General features: G+C 63.3%; 17 protein-coding genes. 10 read left to right on the forward strand and 7 right to left on the reverse strand.

Translation table 11 applies throughout. The annotated features are described in order from the left end of the window. Positions 1 to 57: 57 nt before the first annotated feature. The 4 genes from VH564_RS07570 (at position 58) to VH564_RS07585 (ending at position 4944) form a co-directional block, all read left to right on the forward strand. On the forward strand, positions 58 to 675 hold the full coding sequence (locus VH564_RS07570) for a J domain-containing protein (RefSeq protein ID WP_423339192.1): 618 nt from the start codon (positions 58 to 60) through the stop codon (positions 673 to 675). 312 nt (positions 676 to 987) lie between these two features. Next, positions 988 to 1977, forward strand: coding sequence for a cobaltochelatase subunit CobS (cobS, locus tag VH564_RS07575; protein ID WP_423339193.1), 990 nt, complete (start codon positions 988 to 990; stop codon positions 1975 to 1977). A gap of 17 nt (positions 1978 to 1994) precedes the next feature. Further along, on the forward strand, positions 1995 to 3893 hold the full coding sequence (gene cobT, locus VH564_RS07580; RefSeq protein ID WP_423339194.1) for a cobaltochelatase subunit CobT: 1899 nt from the start codon (positions 1995 to 1997) through the stop codon (positions 3891 to 3893). Between the two features lie 52 nt (positions 3894 to 3945). Then, a complete protein-coding gene (locus VH564_RS07585; RefSeq protein ID WP_423339195.1) occupies positions 3946 to 4944 on the forward strand; it encodes an esterase-like activity of phytase family protein in 999 nt (332 codons plus the stop codon). Positions 4945 to 4994: 50 nt separating this feature from the next. Here the strand turns inward: VH564_RS07585 and VH564_RS07590 are convergent, their stop codons facing one another. Continuing rightward, a complete protein-coding gene (locus VH564_RS07590; RefSeq protein ID WP_423339196.1) occupies positions 4995 to 5627 on the reverse strand; it encodes a queuosine precursor transporter in 633 nt (210 codons plus the stop codon). A gap of 116 nt (positions 5628 to 5743) precedes the next feature. Further along, positions 5744 to 6049, reverse strand: coding sequence for a 50S ribosomal protein L28 (gene rpmB / locus VH564_RS07595; RefSeq protein ID WP_423339197.1), 306 nt, complete (start codon positions 6047 to 6049; stop codon positions 5744 to 5746). Between the two features lie 232 nt (positions 6050 to 6281). Here rpmB and VH564_RS07600 point away from each other — a divergent pair, with 232 nt between their 5' ends. Beyond that, a complete protein-coding gene (locus VH564_RS07600) occupies positions 6282 to 7052 on the forward strand; it encodes a DUF3108 domain-containing protein (RefSeq protein WP_423339198.1) in 771 nt (256 codons plus the stop codon). Positions 7053 to 7104: 52 nt separating this feature from the next. Further along, positions 7105 to 7998, forward strand: a complete 894-nt coding sequence (locus VH564_RS07605; protein WP_423339199.1) for a DMT family transporter — start codon at positions 7105 to 7107, stop codon at positions 7996 to 7998. Positions 7999 to 8001: 3 nt separating this feature from the next. Here the strand turns inward: VH564_RS07605 and VH564_RS07610 are convergent, their stop codons facing one another. After that, the gene (locus VH564_RS07610) at positions 8002 to 8427 is read right to left on the reverse strand and encodes a cupin domain-containing protein (protein ID WP_423339200.1); all 426 of its coding nucleotides are present in this window, start codon (positions 8425 to 8427) and stop codon (positions 8002 to 8004) included. After that, entirely contained in the window at positions 8427 to 9197 is a 771-nt protein-coding gene (gene gloB / locus VH564_RS07615) for a hydroxyacylglutathione hydrolase (RefSeq protein WP_423339201.1), read from the reverse strand. The genes VH564_RS07610 and gloB overlap by 1 nt, the downstream gene beginning before the upstream one ends. Positions 9198 to 9284: 87 nt before the next feature. Here gloB and VH564_RS07620 point away from each other — a divergent pair, with 87 nt between their 5' ends. The 3 genes from VH564_RS07620 to VH564_RS07630 all read left to right on the forward strand — a co-directional run bounded on the left by VH564_RS07620 (position 9285) and on the right by VH564_RS07630 (position 12178). Beyond that, the gene (locus VH564_RS07620) at positions 9285 to 10040 is read left to right on the forward strand and encodes a class I SAM-dependent methyltransferase (protein WP_423339202.1); all 756 of its coding nucleotides are present in this window, start codon (positions 9285 to 9287) and stop codon (positions 10038 to 10040) included. A gap of 99 nt (positions 10041 to 10139) precedes the next feature. After that, positions 10140 to 11249: a histidinol-phosphate transaminase gene (gene hisC, locus VH564_RS07625; RefSeq protein ID WP_423339203.1), complete on the forward strand. Its 1110-nt coding sequence runs from the start codon at positions 10140 to 10142 to the stop codon at positions 11247 to 11249. Continuing rightward, positions 11246 to 12178, forward strand: a complete 933-nt coding sequence (locus VH564_RS07630; RefSeq protein ID WP_423339204.1) for a prephenate/arogenate dehydrogenase family protein — start codon at positions 11246 to 11248, stop codon at positions 12176 to 12178. The genes hisC and VH564_RS07630 overlap by 4 nt, the downstream gene beginning before the upstream one ends. A gap of 5 nt (positions 12179 to 12183) precedes the next feature. On the opposite strand, the gene VH564_RS07635 is transcribed toward VH564_RS07630, so the two are convergent. Next, positions 12184 to 13200, reverse strand: coding sequence for a DUF2125 domain-containing protein (locus VH564_RS07635; RefSeq protein ID WP_423339205.1), 1017 nt, complete (start codon positions 13198 to 13200; stop codon positions 12184 to 12186). A 49-nt stretch (positions 13201 to 13249) separates the two neighbouring features. Here VH564_RS07635 and VH564_RS07640 point away from each other — a divergent pair, with 49 nt between their 5' ends. Continuing rightward, entirely contained in the window at positions 13250 to 13783 is a 534-nt protein-coding gene (locus VH564_RS07640) for a gamma-glutamylcyclotransferase (RefSeq protein WP_423339206.1), read from the forward strand. Positions 13784 to 13785: 2 nt separating this feature from the next. Here VH564_RS07640 and VH564_RS07645 read toward each other — a convergent pair whose 3' ends face one another. Further along, on the reverse strand, positions 13786 to 14589 hold the full coding sequence (locus tag VH564_RS07645) for a lysophospholipid acyltransferase family protein (protein WP_423339207.1): 804 nt from the start codon (positions 14587 to 14589) through the stop codon (positions 13786 to 13788). An 86-nt stretch (positions 14590 to 14675) separates the two neighbouring features. Then, positions 14676 to 15389 carry a YdcF family protein gene (locus tag VH564_RS07650; RefSeq protein WP_423339405.1) on the reverse strand — a complete coding sequence of 238 codons (714 nt, stop codon included), beginning with the start codon at positions 15387 to 15389 and terminating at the stop codon, positions 14676 to 14678. Positions 15390 to 15446: the final 57 nt, after the last annotated feature.

The raw sequence follows: 15446 nt of genomic DNA on the forward strand, positions 1-15446 counted from the left end.
AAGATTTCCGTTTGTCAATTCTTGTTGTCAGCGCCGCCAAAGCCCATAATTAGGGCCATGGGACTTGATTCAAAATTCTTCGATGGCATCCGGACGCGTCGGAGAAAAATACCGGAAGAGCAGCCTGCCGACCCCGTTTGCCAATGGGACGGCTGCGACAAGAAGGGTGTGCATCGCGCGCCCGTCGGCCGCAATGCCGAAGGCAAATTCTTCCTGTTCTGCTTCGAGCATGTCCGCGAATACAACAAGGGCTACAACTACTTCTCCGGCCTGTCGGACAACGAGATCGCCCGCTACCAGAAGGAAGCCATCACCGGTCATCGCCCGACCTGGAGCGTTGGCGTCAACAAGGCGGCGCGCAACAGCCCCTTGCATTCGGACGTGCGCTCCGGCGCCCATCCGCGCATGCGCGATCCGTTCGGCTTCGTGGCCGAGGGGCTCGGCCGCGGGCCGCGCTTCGAATCGCCGGTGCGCAAGCTGAAGTCGCTGGAGGCGAAAGCCTTCGACACGATGGAGCTGACCTTCGGGGCCACGGCCACCGAGATCAAGAGCCGCTACAAGCAGCTCGTCAAGAAGCATCATCCGGATGCCAATGGCGGCGACCGGGGTTCCGAAGACCGCTTCAGGGCCGTCGTCCAGGCCTATCAATTGTTGAAGCAGAACGGTTTTTGTTAATCCGTCTCCTTGAGTTCGAATTGGGATGAGGTATGGTCCGGAACGACCGGGATTGCCGGGCGAGCAAGGTGCCTCATGGCGCATTCGTCGCTGCCATCTCCGGTCTACACTCCGGACGCGGCGTTTCTTGTCCGGGACTTTGTTTGGCATGCTCTCCGGCGCACCCCGGTCGCACAGAGATTTCGCTTTAGTCCCGGAGAAGAATCGCCGTCGTCTTGACCATTCGGGATGAGCGGCCATCTTTCGTGGCGAAGCAGTCGCGACAAAGAACATGCAATGCGGCCGGGTGCGACCACCCGCCTTGGAGACATGATGAGTAAGATTGACGTTGATATCTCGCAGCTGCCAGACACCACCGTTTCGCTGCGCGAAGCCTTTGGCATCGATTCCGACATGCGCGTGCCGGCCTACAGCAAGGGCGACGCCTATGTGCCGGACTTCGATTCGGACTATCTTTTCGACCGCGACACGACGCTCGCCATCGTTGCCGGCTTTGCCCATAACCGCCGGGTGATGATTTCGGGCTATCATGGCACGGGCAAATCGTCGCACATCGAGCAGGTCGCCGCCCGCCTCAACTGGCCCTGCGTGCGTATCAACCTCGACAGCCATGTCAGCCGTATCGATCTCGTCGGCAAGGATGCCATCGTCGTCAAGGACGGCATGCAGATCACCGAATTCAAGGACGGCATCCTGCCCTGGGCCTACCAGCACAATGTCGCGCTGGTCTTCGACGAATACGACGCCGGCCGCCCGGACGTGATGTTCGTCATCCAGCGCGTGCTGGAATCGTCCGGTCGCCTGACGCTGCTCGACCAGAGCCGCGTCATCCGTCCGCATCCGGCCTTCCGCCTGTTTGCGACGGCCAACACCATCGGCCTCGGCGACACCACCGGCCTCTACCACGGCACGCAGCAGATCAACCAGGCGCAGATGGACCGCTGGTCGATCGTGACGACGCTGAACTACCTGCCACACGAGCAGGAAGTGAACATCGTCGCCGCCAAGGTCAAATCCTTCCGCACGACGGCCGGTCGCGAAACGATCTCGAAGATGGTCCGCGTCGCCGATCTCACCCGCGCTGCCTTCATGAACGGCGACCTGTCGACCGTCATGAGTCCGCGTACGGTCATCACCTGGGCGGAAAATGCCGAGATTTTCGGCGATGTCGCCTTTGCCTTCCGCGTCACCTTCCTCAACAAGTGCGACGAGCTGGAGCGGCCGCTGGTGGCGGAGCACTACCAGCGCGCCTTCGGCGTCGAGCTGAAGGAAAGTGCCGCCAACATCGTCCTCGAGGCCTGAGAAAGACCGAAAATAGCATGGCAGGTCGTGGTGACAATCTGAAGGGCAAGCCCAACACGCAGGTCGACATGGAGCCGCTGCGGCGCGCGATCACCGGCTGCGTGCGCTCGATCGCCGGCGATGGCGAGGTCGAGGTGACCTTTGCCAACGAGCGTCCGGGCATGACCGGGGAGCGCATCCGGCTGCCGGAACTGTCGAAGCGGCCGACTCTTCATGAGCTCGCGGTCACCCGCGGTCTCGGTGATTCCATGGCGCTACGGCTTGCCTGCCACGATGCCCGCGTGCATGCGACGATGGCACCGCAGGGCACGGACGCACGCGTCATCTTCGACGCCGTCGAGCAGGCGCGTGTCGAATCGATCGGTACGCTGCGCATGGATGGCGTTGCCGCCAACATCTACTCGATGAACACCGAAAAATACGCCAAGGCGAATTTCGCCGGCGTCGAGCGCCAGGAAGACGCGCCGCTCGGCGAAGCCATGGCGATGATCATCCGCGAGAAGCTGACCGGCCAGAAGCCGCCGGAAAGTGCCGGCCAGGTGCTCGAGCTCTGGCGCTCGTTCATCGAGGAAAAGACGGCCGGTGCGTTGGACAAGCTGCCCGAGGCGATCAACGACCAGCAGGCCTTCGCCCGCGCCATGCGCCATGTGCTCTCGGCGATGGAGATGGCCGAGGACTACGGCGACGACGAGGCCGAGCAGAACGAGGAGGACACGACCTCCGAGGAAGATCAGCCGCGCAGCGACGAGCAGGACCAGGACGAAGTCGACGAGGACGCCGGCGCCGATGCCGCACCTGCCGAGGACAGCGAGCAGGCCGACGAGCAGATGGACGACGGCGAAATGGACGGCGCGGAAATTTCCGACGACGACATGACCGACGAGGGCGAGGACGATTCCGAGACACCCGGCGAGACGCGCCGTCCGAACACGCCGTTCTCCGATTTCAACGAGAAGGTCGACTACCACGTCTTCACGCAGGATTTCGACGAGACCATCAGCGCATCCGAACTCTGCGATGCCGCCGAGCTGGAGCGCCTGCGGGCTTTTCTCGACAAGCAGCTGGCCCATCTCCAGGGCGCCGTCGGCCGGCTTGCCAACCGGATGCAGCGCCGCCTGATGGCGCAGCAGAACCGCTCCTGGGATTTCGACCTCGAGGAGGGCTATCTCGATCCGGCCCGCCTGACGCGGATGATCATCGATCCGATGCAGCCGCTGTCCTTCAAGATGGAGCGCGATACGCAGTTCCGCGATACGGTCGTGACGCTGCTGATCGACAATTCCGGCTCGATGCGCGGCCGGCCGATCACGGTTGCCGCCACCTGCGCCGATATCCTGGCACGCACGCTGGAGCGCTGCGGCGTCAAGGTCGAGATCCTCGGTTTCACCACCAAAGCCTGGAAGGGCGGACAATCGCGCGAGACCTGGCTTGCCGGCGGCAAGCCGCAGACGCCGGGACGCCTCAACGACCTGCGCCACATCATCTACAAGTCGGCCGACGAGCCGCTGCGCCGGGCCCGCAACAATCTCGGCCTGATGATGCGCGAAGGCCTGCTCAAGGAAAACATCGACGGCGAGGCGCTGATCTGGGCGCACAACCGGCTGCTGGCGCGGCGGGAGCAGCGCAAGATCCTGATGATGATCTCCGACGGCGCGCCGGTCGACGATTCGACGCTGTCGGTCAATCCGGGCAATTATCTGGAGCGGCATCTGCGCGCCGTCATCGAGCAGATCGAGACCCGGTCTCCGGTCGAGTTGCTGGCCATCGGTATCGGCCACGACGTGACGCGCTATTATCGCCGCGCCGTGACCATCGTCGATGCCGACGAACTGGCCGGCGCCATGACCGAGCAGCTGGCATCGCTGTTCGAAGACCAGACGCAGCAGCGCGGCGCCCGTCGCCGCAAAGCCGGCTAACGATCGCGAATAAGGGCGGTTCCCGGCCGCTGTTTGAATTTCAGAGGGCTGAATGAAGCGACTTTTCCGGGTCTGCCTGCTGGCCGCCGTGCTGGCCGGCTGTGTTTCGGTCGGCGACCCCTCCGCCGGCGGGCCGGCGGTAATCCGGGCCAGCAAGATTTCCGCCTTCCGTTTCGGCTCGACGGTGACGAAGTTCGGCGACCTCGAGTTTCTGGGCGGGCTGCAGATGACCTCCAGCAACGATCTGTTCGGGGCTGCCTCCGCCATCCGCCTGCAGCCCGACCGTCGCCATTTCATCTCGGTGCTGGATACCGGGCACTGGTGGACGGGCGTCATCGACCGCAGCCCGGATGGCACCCTGCAGGGCATATCGGAGGCGGGGATCACGCCTATAATCGATCGTTTCGGCAAGACCCATGAGGGCAAGGGCGTGATGGATGCCGAGGGCCTGGCCTTGCGCGGCAATACCGTGCTCGTCAGCTTCGAGCAGAACCACCGCGTCGACGTCTATCCCGATCCCGGCTTCGAGACATCGCCACCCTCCGGCTTCCTTCCGATCCTCATGAACCGCAATGCCCTTCGCGGTAACCAGAGCCTCGAGGCGCTGATGGTCGGGCCTCCGGGCAGTCCGCTCGATGGCAATGCCGTGCTGGTGGCCGAGCGGAGCCTGGACAGGGACGGCAACATGCTGGCGGCCGTCCTCGACGGCCCGCTGAAGGGGCGCTTCACCGTGCGCCACTACGATGGTTACGACGTCAGCGACGGCACCTTTCTGCCCGATGGCGACCTGGTGCTGCTCGAGCGCCGCTTCGATTTCGCCCATGGAATCGGCATGCGCCTGCGCCGCATTGCCGCCCGCGACATCAATCCGGGCGCCGTGGTCGATGGCCGGGTGATCTTCGAGGCCAATGCCGATTTTCAGATCGACAATATGGAGGGCATCGACGCCTTTCGCGCCGACGACGGCAGCGTTCACCTGATCATGGTGTCGGACGACAACCACTCGATCCTGCAGCGCAATCTGATGCTGGAGTTCCGGCTGCTGCGCTGAGGGGCGGCATGCGCCCCTCCCGTTGATCGCGCGTTGGCTCCGGTCTTCGCCTAGGCGCGTATCGTCTGTGCCGGCTTCAGCACGTTCATCAGCGCGCCGTAGGGCAGCAGCATCACCAGTCCGACGATCAGCTTGACCGTGAAATCGCCGATGGCCCAGGAGATCCAGCGCGGTGCTTCGACGGCGAAGATGCCGAGGATCGGGGCCTGCTCCAGCGCGAAGGGCGTGTTGTCGCCGAGAAAGACGAAGAAGGCGGCAAAGGACAGCGAGAAGAAGATCACCGTATCGAGCAGCGAGCCGACCAGCGAACCGACGAGCGGCGCGCGCCACCAGGCCTGGCGGCGCAGGCGGTTGAACAAAGCGATGTCGAGCAGCTGTCCGAGCAGGTAGGCTGCCCCCGAGGCCACCGCGATGCGCGGTACCGACGAGAAGAACGACATGGCGATGCCGACGACGAAGCCGGCCAGCATGACGCGGCGGGCGATGGTCGGGCCGAACTGGCGGTTGGTGAGGTCGGTGACGAGGAAGGCGACCGGATAGGTGAAGGCACCCCAGGTCAGGATATCGCCGAGCTTGATGCCGGCGATCTCGCCGTTCAGCGGGAACTGGACGAGGAAATTGGAGGCGACGACGACCAGCGTCATCAGGGCAACATAGATCAATAGAAAGCGCGGGTTAGGCATTTTTTTATCCTGGGTGATGCCACCAGTTGGAGGGACGGGCCGGTCAAAGCAAAGGCTTGAGCGGGAGAGACCCGTCAAGCCTTTGAAAGAACGTATAGTATAGGATCGATAAAGTCTTAGGCAGCCGGTGCTGCTGCAACTTCAGCGGTCTTCTTGACGATCTGGCGGCGCAGCAGGCGGGCGCGCTGGCTGAGCGTGGTTTCGTCTGATTTCAGAAGGAAGGCATCGAGGCCGCCACGGTGTTCGACGGTACGCAGCGCTGCTGCCGAAACGCGCAGGCGATAACGCTGGCCGAGCGAATCAGAGATGAGCGTTACCTGGCACAGGTTCGGCAGGAACCGGCGCTTCGTCTTGTTGTTTGCGTGGCTGACATTGTTACCCGTCAGGACGGCCTTGCCGGTCAATTCGCACATGCGGGACATGGTACACCTATTTTATTTTTGTCTGCCATCGGATAGCTTGCCGGCAAAACCGGATAGGCAATCCAACAGGCCATGATTGGAAAGTTGCGGTTCTATAGTCAGCGCAGGCGTGGCAGTCAAGCCAAACCTTGGCATTTCCCGCAATTCCGCCAAAAAGCTGGTGCTTGTTGCCATCGCAGACATCAACAGAGTGTCTATATAGGGTACACCCGCTCATATGAAGGCAATCACGATGTCGCATCTTGGAAAATGGCTTTTCGCCACCGCTCTCGCCGGATTGCTGCCGGCCGTGTCCTATGCCGAGGAGATGCGGCATGAGACGGAATACCGGGTGGCGCTGGCCGGCCTGCCGATCGCGCATGCCGATTTCAAGACAGAAGTGATCGACAAGCACTTCACCATCAAGGGGAAGGTCAATTCCTCGGGCCTTGCAGACCTGGTCACGACGATCTCGGCGGAAGCCGATGTCGCCGGCGTGGTCGGACCGCAGAAGCTCGAGGCGTCGCGCTACACCCTCTATTACAAGAGCGGCAAAAAGAACCACACCTATGACGTCGTCTACAACAACGGCAACGTCACCTCGACGACGACGACGCCTACGCCGCGTCGTCCGCAGAACTGGATCCCGGTTGCCGACGGCGACCTGAAGTCGGTGCTCGATCCGATCTCCGGCCTGATCTTTTCGGCAAACACCAATGTCTGCGCCCAGACGCTGCCGATCTACGATGGCGAGACGCGGATGACCCTGAAGCTGTCGCCGAAGGGGTCGAAGCCGTTCTCGACCGAGGGTTTCAAGGGCGATGCCATCGTCTGCTCCGTCCGCTTCAAGGCGCTCGGCGGCTACAAGAAAAGCCGCACCGATTTCGACTATCTGGCGAAAAGCAACGACATGGAGATCTGGTTTGCCAAGGCCGACGCCATGAAGGTATATGCTCCGGTCTATGTCCGTATTCCTACCAAGTACGGGACGGTGACGATCACGGCGGTCAAATACGGCGCATAAGAACATCCCTACCGGCGACGGGCGGATCGACACGCGCCGAGGGGGATGATGAATGAGTTTTCGGGCGACGCTGATCGGCTTTTCGGCCATTCTGATGTGGTCGTTTCTGGCGCTGTTCACGGCGGCCTCGGGGACGATGCCGCCGTTCCAGCTCTCCGCCATCTGCTTTGCCATCGGCAGCATTCCCGGCATCGTCGTGCTCACCCTCAAGCCGGAGCGGTTGAAGCTGCTGCGCCAGCCGGCCAAGGTCTGGATAACGGGTATTGCCGGGCTGTTCGGCTATCATTTCCTGTATTTCACGGCACTGCGCAACGCGCCGGCGGTCGAGGCGGGGCTGATCGCCTATCTCTGGCCGCTGTTGATCGTCGTCGGTTCGGCGCTGCTGCCGGGCGAGCGGCTGCGCTGGTATCACGTGGCGGGGGCCGTGGCCGGCCTTGCCGGCACGGTGCTGATCGTCGGCCGTAACGGTTTCCACTTCGACGCCGCCTATGGGCTTGGCTATGGCGCGGCTTTTCTCTGCGCGTTTACCTGGTCGGGCTATTCGCTTTTGACCCGCAGGTTCGACGCCGTGTCGACGGATGTCGTCACAGGCTTCTGCCTGGCGACATCGCTGCTGTCGTTTCTCTGCCATCTCGGCCTTGAAGCCACCGTCTGGCCGGAGACCGCATTCCAGTGGGCAGCTGTTGTCGGCCTCGGGCTGTTCCCGGTCGGTGCCGCGTTTTACGCCTGGGACTATGGCGTCAAGAACGGCGATATCCAGATCCTCGGCGCCGCCAGCTATGCGGCGCCGCTGCTGTCGACTCTCATCCTGACGCTGTTCGGCTTTGCCGCACCGAGCTGGGGCATTGCCGGCGCCTGCCTGCTGGTCACCGGCGGGGCGGTGCTGGCCGCTCACAAGATGATCCTGCGCCGGCCGGCAATGGCGGATACTGCGGTTGCCGAGTAGAGGCTAGCTTCCGGAAGGCGCCCAACCCGGTGGGGCCATCTCGAACTTCGAAAACTCGAAGCCGGGTGCGACGGTGCAGCCGACCAGGGTGTAGTTTCCCGTCGTCTCAGCCGACTGCCACCAGTTGGCTCGGACGATCGCCTGCGGCCGCTCGCCGTTGACGAGGTCGGTCCCGAGCATCGTCGTGTGGCTTTCAGTGCCATCTTCCGAGAGATGCAACGCCAGCGGTGCGCCGGAATGATAGTGCCAGACCTCGGCAGCGTCGATGACGCGGTGCCAGTGGGAGCGTTGGCCGGCCTCGAGCATGTAATAGATCGCCGTCGAGTGGCCACGCTCTTCGCCCGGGCTGTCGCGAAACGTCTGGACGTACCAGCCGCCCTCGGGATGCGGCTGCATGTTCAGTTCGCGAATGATGTCTTCGGGGCGCATCAGAAATTGTCTTTCCGCTTGCGGATCTCGGCGAAGACTTCCTCGTTGCTGCGGCTCTCCATCAGCAGATTGCGGCGGATGGCCGGGTCGGCGGGGCGCAGGAAGGGGTTGGTTTCCTTTTCCATCGCCAGCGTCGTCGGGATGGTGAACTTGCCTTCGGCGCGCATGGCCTCGATGTCGGCGGCGCGGGCCTTCAGGCGTTCGTTGCCGGGATCGATTGTCAGCGCGAAGCGGGCATTGGCCAGCGTATATTCGTGGCCGAAGTAGATCGCCGTCTCGTCGGGTAGCACGGCGAGCTTCTGCAGCGAGGCCCACATGTCGGATGCCGGCCGTTCGAACAGCCGACCGCAGCCGAGCGCGAACAGCGTGTCGGCGGCAAACAGCAGCTTGTCGTCCTCGAAATGGTAGCAGATATGGCCTGCCGTGTGGCCGGGGGTCTCGATGACATTGACGGTGTGGCTGCCGAACTTGAAGCTGTCGCCGTCGCCGTAGGCATGGTCGAGCCCGGGAATGGCCACCGCCTCGTTGAGCGGGCCGAATATCTTGCAGCCGAATTGCTCCTTCAGCGCCAGATTGCCCTCGACATGGTCCATATGGTGGTGGGTGGTGAAGATGTGGCTGATCGTCCAGCCGCGACGGGCTGCGGCTGCGGCAACGGCGGCGGCCTCGGGCGCATCGATCGAGGCCGTCAGGCCGGTCTCGGGATCGTGGACGAGAACGCCGTAATTATCAGTTCGGCAGGAAAATACGTCGAGTTCCAAAGGCTGCATGGCTTAAATGTCCTATCCTTGGTCAGTGCACACGAATGTAGAGGTTGCGGCCTTGAAGTCCAACCGCTGGCTGATAACATTCCCACCATGCATGCCGATATCGTCGACCTCCGCCAATTCTATCATTCCGAGCTCGGGCGCCTGGCGGAGCAATCCGTTGCCATGGCGCTGTCGTCGCTCTGGGCGCGACTGCCGGAGGAGCGGCTGGTCGGTCTTGGCTATTCTGTTCCCTATCTCGACCGGTTTCGCGCCGACACCGAGCGCACCTTCGCCTTCATGCCGGCCGGGCAGGGGGCAGTGAACTGGCCGATGGGCTCCGCCTCGTCGACGGCACTGATCTTCGACGAGGAACTGCCGCTGCCGGATTCCTCGATCGACCGCGTGCTGATGGTGCACTCGCTGGAATATGCCGAGAGCCCGCGTGAGACGCTGAAGGAGCTTTGGCGCGTGCTGGCACCGGGCGGGCGGCTGGTGATCGTCGTGCCGAACCGGCGCGGCGTCTGGGCGCGCATGGAGCACACGCCCTTCGGCTCGGGCCGGCCCTATTCCCGCAGTCAGCTGACGGCACTGCTGCGCGAGACCAATTTTACGCCCGGCGCGACGGCGGAAGCGCTGTTCTTCCCGCCCTCCAAGCTGCGCGCCATCCTCCGGCTGCGTCGCGCTTTCGAGCGTATCGGCCGGACGCTCTGGCCGGCCTTTTCCGGCGTCATCATCGTCGAGGCGCAGAAGCGGCTCTATCAGGGTCTGCCGGTGGCCGTGCGTGCCTCCCGCCGCGTCTTCGTGCCGGTGCTGGCGCCGCGCGGCGTGCCGACGACGCGCGAGGAAAGCCTGCCGAAGCGCTGAGCGCGCCGCCGGCTTCTCCCTCGACAAAATCGTCATTCCGGATTAATGCCACGGGATGTTTGAAGCCGGATATGCCGGCCCTTGTCCAAGGTCGTCCCCATGAACAGCGAAATCAGCAAGCCCGTTCCCCGTCCCGGCATTCTCGACATTGCTGCCTATGTGCCCGGCAAGGAGGGCGCGCCTGGCGTCGCCCGGGTGTACAAGCTGTCGTCGAACGAGACGCCGCTGGGCGCCAGCCCCAAAGCCATCGCCGCCTTCAAGGCTGCGGCCGACGAGCTGGAACGCTATCCCGACGGCCAGGCGACCGAGCTGCGCAAGGCGATTGCCGAGGTCAACGGGCTGAATGCTGCCAATATACTCTGCGGCAACGGTTCCGATGAGCTGCTCGGCCTGCTCTGCCACGTCTACCTGGCGCCGGGCGACGAGGCCGTCATCACCGAGCACGGCTTTCTGGTCTACAGGATCCAGATCATGGGCGCTGGCGCCACGCCGGTAACCGTCAAGGAAAAGGATTGCACCGTCGACGTCGACGCCATCCTCGCTGCGGTCACCGACAAGACCAAGATGGTGTTCATCGCCAATCCCGGCAATCCGACCGGCACCTATGTTCCCGTCAGCGAAATCCGCCGCCTGCATGCAGCGCTGCCGAAGAACGTCATCCTGGTGCTCGACGCGGCCTATGCGGAATATGTCCGCCGCAACGACTACGAGGCCGGCCTCGAGCTCGTCTCCTCCAACGCCAATGTCGTCATGACCCGGACCTTCTCCAAGGCCTATGGCCTTGCGGCGCTGCGCGTCGGCTGGATGTTCGGACCGGCCGAGATCGTCGACGCCCTCAACCGCATTCGCGGGCCGTTCAACATGAATTCGGCCGCCATCGCCGCCGGTGCCGCTGCCATGCGTGACCAGGCCTTCGTCGAGACGGCCGTTGCCTATAACCTGATGTGGCTAGACAAGCTGACCAGCGCGCTCGAAGCCATCGGCCTCAAGGTCACGCCGTCGGTGGCGAATTTCGTCCTCATCCACTTCCCGGATGTCGATGGCAAGCGCGCCGTCGATGCCGACGATCTCCTGACCAGCCGTGGCTATATCCTGCGCGCCGTGCGCGGCTACGGCTTTGCCAATTCGCTGCGCATGAGCATCGGACCGGAAGAGGCCAATCGCGGCGTCATCGAGACGCTCGGCGAACTGATGGGTCGCGCGGCATGAGCGATGTCCAGTTCGACCGGATCGCGCTCGTCGGCATTGGGCTGATCGGCTCGTCGCTAGCCCACGATATCCGTCGACTGGGGCTTGCCCGCGAGGTGGTCATCGCCACCCGCGGTGCCGAGACGCTGAAGCGGGCCGAGGAACTGGAGCTTGGCGACCGCTACACGCTATCGGCGGGCGAGGCCGTCGAGGGCGCCGATCTGGTCATTGTCTCCGTGCCTGTCGGCGCCTCGGAGAGCGTCGCCATCGAGATCGCCCCGCATCTGAAGAAGGGTGCCATCGTCACCGACGTCGGATCGACGAAGGCCTCGGTCATCGCGCAGATGCAGCCGCATATTCCGGAAGGCGTGCACTTCATTCCCGGCCACCCTTTGGCCGGCACGGAAAAGTCGGGTCCCGATGCGGGCTTTGCCGGCCTGTTCACTGGCCGCTGGTGCATTTTCACGCCGCTGCCCGGCACCGACGAAACCGCCCTGAAGACGCTGCGGCATTTCTGGGAAACGCTCGGATCACGGGTCGACGAGATGGACCCCGAGCATCACGACAAGGTGCTGGCGATCGTTTCCCACCTGCCGCACCTGATCGCCTACAACATCGTCGGCACCGCCGCCGACCTGGAAACGGTGACGCAGTCGGAAGTGATCAAATACTCCGCCTCCGGCTTTCGCGATTTCACACGGCTTGCCGCTTCCGACCCCACCATGTGGCGGGATGTCTGCCTGCACAACAAGGATGCCATCCTCGAGATGCTGGCGCGCTTTTCCGAGGATCTCGCCTATCTGCAGCGGGCGATCCGTTGGGGCGAGGGCGACAAGATCATGGAACTGTTCACCCGCACCCGCACCATCCGGCGTTCGATCGTCGAGGCCGGCCAGGATGTCGACGCGGCGGATTTCGGCCGCCACGCGCTGGACAAGAAGGCGCCCTGAGGAATTCAGATCGGCGGGATTCGTCCCAGCGGGATGAAGCCGCTGAGTGTCACCGCACCGTGTTCGACGGTCAGGTCGATCGACACCCGGTCACTGCCGGCTGCGAGCGATTTCAAAAGCTTGCCCGCCATGTCGACCGTTTGCTTGGCAGCGGGGATGACCTGCTTGATGCTGTCGCGCCAGTGCCCGATCTTCTGGATCTCCAGCTTGAACTGGCCCGTGACATAGCCATCGTCATCGAAGGAAAACGGGCCGGATAGGGTCATGATGCGCCCGTCGCCGATGTCGGCGGTCACATGGCGCAGGATGCCGGCGGCGCCGAACAGGCCGCGACCGTCCTTTTCGCTGCCATCGAGCAGGCCAGCCTTGCCGCTCAGCGTGATATCGACGCTGGCAGCCAGCGCCGGGAGCTGGGGGAAGTCCTGGATGACGGCATTGGAGTTCTTGACCTCGAACACAGCCTCGAGATCGTCGCCGTTCTGGCGGACGTGAATTTCGGTCTTGTCGGCGGTGAAGTTGAGCGTCTGGCCGGTGGCGGCCGAGACGACGGATGTCTTCAGGCCGTTGATCGTCGTCGCGCCCTGCTCGATGCCGTTGCCGCGGGTCACCAGGGTGGATTGCAGCGCCGTCCATTCCGAGGAGATCGTCAGCCCCTGCGAGGTGCGGATCTCGGCCGGTGAATTGAGCTGCCAGTCGATGTTGCCGGGTGTGTAGACACGGGCGGAAGCATTCAGATTGTCGAATACAGCCGAGACGCCCCTTACATGGTCATCGATCTGCACCTTGGAACAAGTGAGGCCGATCCGGAAGGGAAAGCCCTGCTGGTTGAGGTCGGTGCACTGGCCGGTAAAGCCTGCTGCATCCTGCTTGCCCAGCGCCCTCAGAACATTGGTCTTCAACGCCGAGGCGGCATAGAACCAGCCGCCAGTATAGACGGCGGCGAGCAGGACGATGATCCCCAAGAGGATGAACATTCCCCTGAAGCTTCGGCCGGATCTCTCGCTCTGGCTTGACGCTGACATGATGTTCTCCAATGGTGCGGCGCAACGGTGATTTGGTATGGTCTTGGATATGGACGAATTTTGGGTGTTTGGCTACGGATCGCTGATGTGGAATCCGGGTTTCGGCTTTGTCGAAAAATCCGACGCGGTGATTTTCGGCTATCGGCGTTCGCTCTGTGTCTATTCCTGGGTGCATCGCGGGACTGAGGAAAGTCCGGGACTTGTGCTCGGCCTCGATCGCGGCGGGGCCTGCCGGGGCGTCGCCTTCCGGGTGGCCGATGCCGATCGCAGCAGTGTGCTCGACTACCTGCGCGAGCGGGAGCTGGTGACCAAGGTCTATCTTGAGCGCCAGGCGCCGATCCGGCTTGCCGACGGTCGAAAGGTGACGGCGGTGGCCTATGTCGTCGACCGGGCGCATCGTCAATATGCCGGTGCGCTCGATCCTCTCGACGCGGCCCGCATCGTCGATGTCTCCGCCGGCCAGTCCGGGCCGAACGATGCCTATGTGTTCAACACCCTCGCCCATCTGCGCGAGACCGGCATTCGCGATGCCTGGCTCGAAAGCGTCAATGCCGAGGTCTTGCGGCTGCGCGGCGCCGCCTGAGGTCAGCCGCTGGCTTCTGCGGTTCGGACGGCGCGCAGCGTGGCCAGCCGCTCGACGGCGGTGGGCGGCAGCGGCAGATGCGGATTGCTGGCCACGGTCTCCAGAAGCAATTGGTCGCTCGCGTCTTCCGTGACCTTGATCAGGTGGGCGAAGAAGGCGTCGGGATCCATGCCAGGCTGGATCGGCGGCAGGATGCGCACCTTGAAATGGCCGGGATAGCGGCGGAAGTTGCGACGCGGCCAGAACAGGCCGGGATGCATGGCGACGGCGACGACGGGAACGTCGAGATCGCGGTACATGCGGGCGATGCCGTATTTGTAGACCGGCTCGGCGCCGGGCGGGCGGCGCGTGCCCTCCGGGTAGATGATCAGCTGGCGGCCGGCGGCGAGCACGGCCCGGGTGCGCTTCAAGACTTCGACCATCACCTTGCCGCGGGCGCCGCGGTTGACGGGGATCATTTGCTGCTTCTTGGCATACCAGCCGAACAGCGGAATCCACAGGAGCTCGCGCTTCAGGATGTAGACGGGGTCGTCGAGGTAGGGCAGCAGCGCAAACGTGTCCCAGAAGGACTGGTGCTTGGGCGCGAAGATGTAGCCGCCCTTTGGAATGTTCTCCAGGCCTTCGATCTCGAAGGTGGTGCCGACGATCTTTTCCATCAGCCAGGTGCTGGAGGAGGCCCAGGCCTTGGGAATGGCGTAGCCGGCCTTGCGCGGCATCAGGAAATAGATCGGCGAGAGGACGATCATCCGGACGATCAGGTTGAGATAGAAGGCGGTGTTGAAGAGGATCGAACGAAGGGTAATCATGCAGCTGTCCCAAAACGCCCATCGACGGCGCCTGGACCCGTGCCTACACGATATCGATCGCAATAAAAAGACAGCGACAGCCGTTGCTAGCTCTTCTGCAGCGCGTCATCAGGCTCCTGCGAGCGAAGGCCGGCCGGGCGGGCGAAACCGAACAGGTTTCGCGCGCCGGTCAGCAGCACCTTGGCATATTCGGACAGCATGGTGCGTAGCGCATTGGGGTCGGTGAACCAGGCCTTGGTCTTCAGGTCGGAGTTGACCACCGGGTAGGGGATGAAGTTCATCTCGGGATCGGCATAGCGCAGTTCGGCGATGCTGCGCGGCATGTGGTAGTTGTTGGTGACCACAAGAATGCTGCGATACCCCTTGGCGTGAATCCATTTCACCGTTTCGCTAGCGTTGCCGATCGTGTCGATGGCGTCGTAGCCGATATCGACACAGCAGGCGAAGAGATCGGCGGGCGTCTGCGTCGCCTTGGCGATCTGCTTGCGGGTGGTCGCCGGATAGGCGCCTGAAATCAGCAGCCGGTTGCCAGCGCCACTGCGCAGCAGCTCGATTGCCTGGTCGATGCGCTGGTAGCCTCCGGTCAGTACGACGATGGCATCCGCCTTCGGATCGACCGGCGGTCGCAGCGTCGAGACCGAATCGGCAAAATGCAGGAAGCCGACGAAGATCAGGGCGCCTGCGAAAATCATCGCAAAGCCCGTCCAACGCATGATCCGCCGGAAAACGCTGCGGCGCGGCGGGCGTTCGCCGGCCGCTGTCTGCTGCATCGTCGCCGGAGGTCGGTCGTTGGGTGTCATCTGTTCCATGGTTGCCATACGTCAATTCCGCCGCATTAGAGCATGGTCCCGGCGGTT

Origin of the sequence: Rhizobium sp. HT1-10, from assembly GCF_049472505.1 — a bacterium.
GTDB lineage: Bacteria > Pseudomonadota > Alphaproteobacteria > Rhizobiales > Rhizobiaceae > Rhizobium.

Bases quoted from the DNA above. Each gene is read 5' to 3' on its own strand.
- VH564_RS07570 (WP_423339192.1), top strand. From the start codon at position 58: ATGGGACTTGATTCAAAATTCTTCGATGGCATCCGGACGCGTCGGAGA.
- cobS (WP_423339193.1), top strand. From the start codon at position 988: ATGAGTAAGATTGACGTTGATATCTCGCAGCTGCCAGACACCACCGTT.
- cobT (WP_423339194.1), top strand. From the start codon at position 1,995: ATGGCAGGTCGTGGTGACAATCTGAAGGGCAAGCCCAACACGCAGGTC.
- VH564_RS07585 (WP_423339195.1), top strand. From the start codon at position 3,946: ATGAAGCGACTTTTCCGGGTCTGCCTGCTGGCCGCCGTGCTGGCCGGC.
- VH564_RS07590 (WP_423339196.1), bottom strand. From the start codon at position 5,627: ATGCCTAACCCGCGCTTTCTATTGATCTATGTTGCCCTGATGACGCTG.
- rpmB (WP_423339197.1), bottom strand. From the start codon at position 6,049: ATGTCCCGCATGTGCGAATTGACCGGCAAGGCCGTCCTGACGGGTAAC.
- VH564_RS07600 (WP_423339198.1), top strand. From the start codon at position 6,282: ATGTCGCATCTTGGAAAATGGCTTTTCGCCACCGCTCTCGCCGGATTG.
- VH564_RS07605 (WP_423339199.1), top strand. From the start codon at position 7,105: ATGAGTTTTCGGGCGACGCTGATCGGCTTTTCGGCCATTCTGATGTGG.
- VH564_RS07610 (WP_423339200.1), bottom strand. From the start codon at position 8,427: ATGCGCCCCGAAGACATCATTCGCGAACTGAACATGCAGCCGCATCCC.
- gloB (WP_423339201.1), bottom strand. From the start codon at position 9,197: ATGCAGCCTTTGGAACTCGACGTATTTTCCTGCCGAACTGATAATTAC.
- VH564_RS07620 (WP_423339202.1), top strand. From the start codon at position 9,285: ATGCATGCCGATATCGTCGACCTCCGCCAATTCTATCATTCCGAGCTC.
- hisC (WP_423339203.1), top strand. From the start codon at position 10,140: ATGAACAGCGAAATCAGCAAGCCCGTTCCCCGTCCCGGCATTCTCGAC.
- VH564_RS07630 (WP_423339204.1), top strand. From the start codon at position 11,246: ATGAGCGATGTCCAGTTCGACCGGATCGCGCTCGTCGGCATTGGGCTG.
- VH564_RS07635 (WP_423339205.1), bottom strand. From the start codon at position 13,200: ATGTCAGCGTCAAGCCAGAGCGAGAGATCCGGCCGAAGCTTCAGGGGA.
- VH564_RS07640 (WP_423339206.1), top strand. From the start codon at position 13,250: ATGGACGAATTTTGGGTGTTTGGCTACGGATCGCTGATGTGGAATCCG.
- VH564_RS07645 (WP_423339207.1), bottom strand. From the start codon at position 14,589: ATGATTACCCTTCGTTCGATCCTCTTCAACACCGCCTTCTATCTCAAC.
- VH564_RS07650 (WP_423339405.1), bottom strand. From the start codon at position 15,389: ATGACACCCAACGACCGACCTCCGGCGACGATGCAGCAGACAGCGGCC.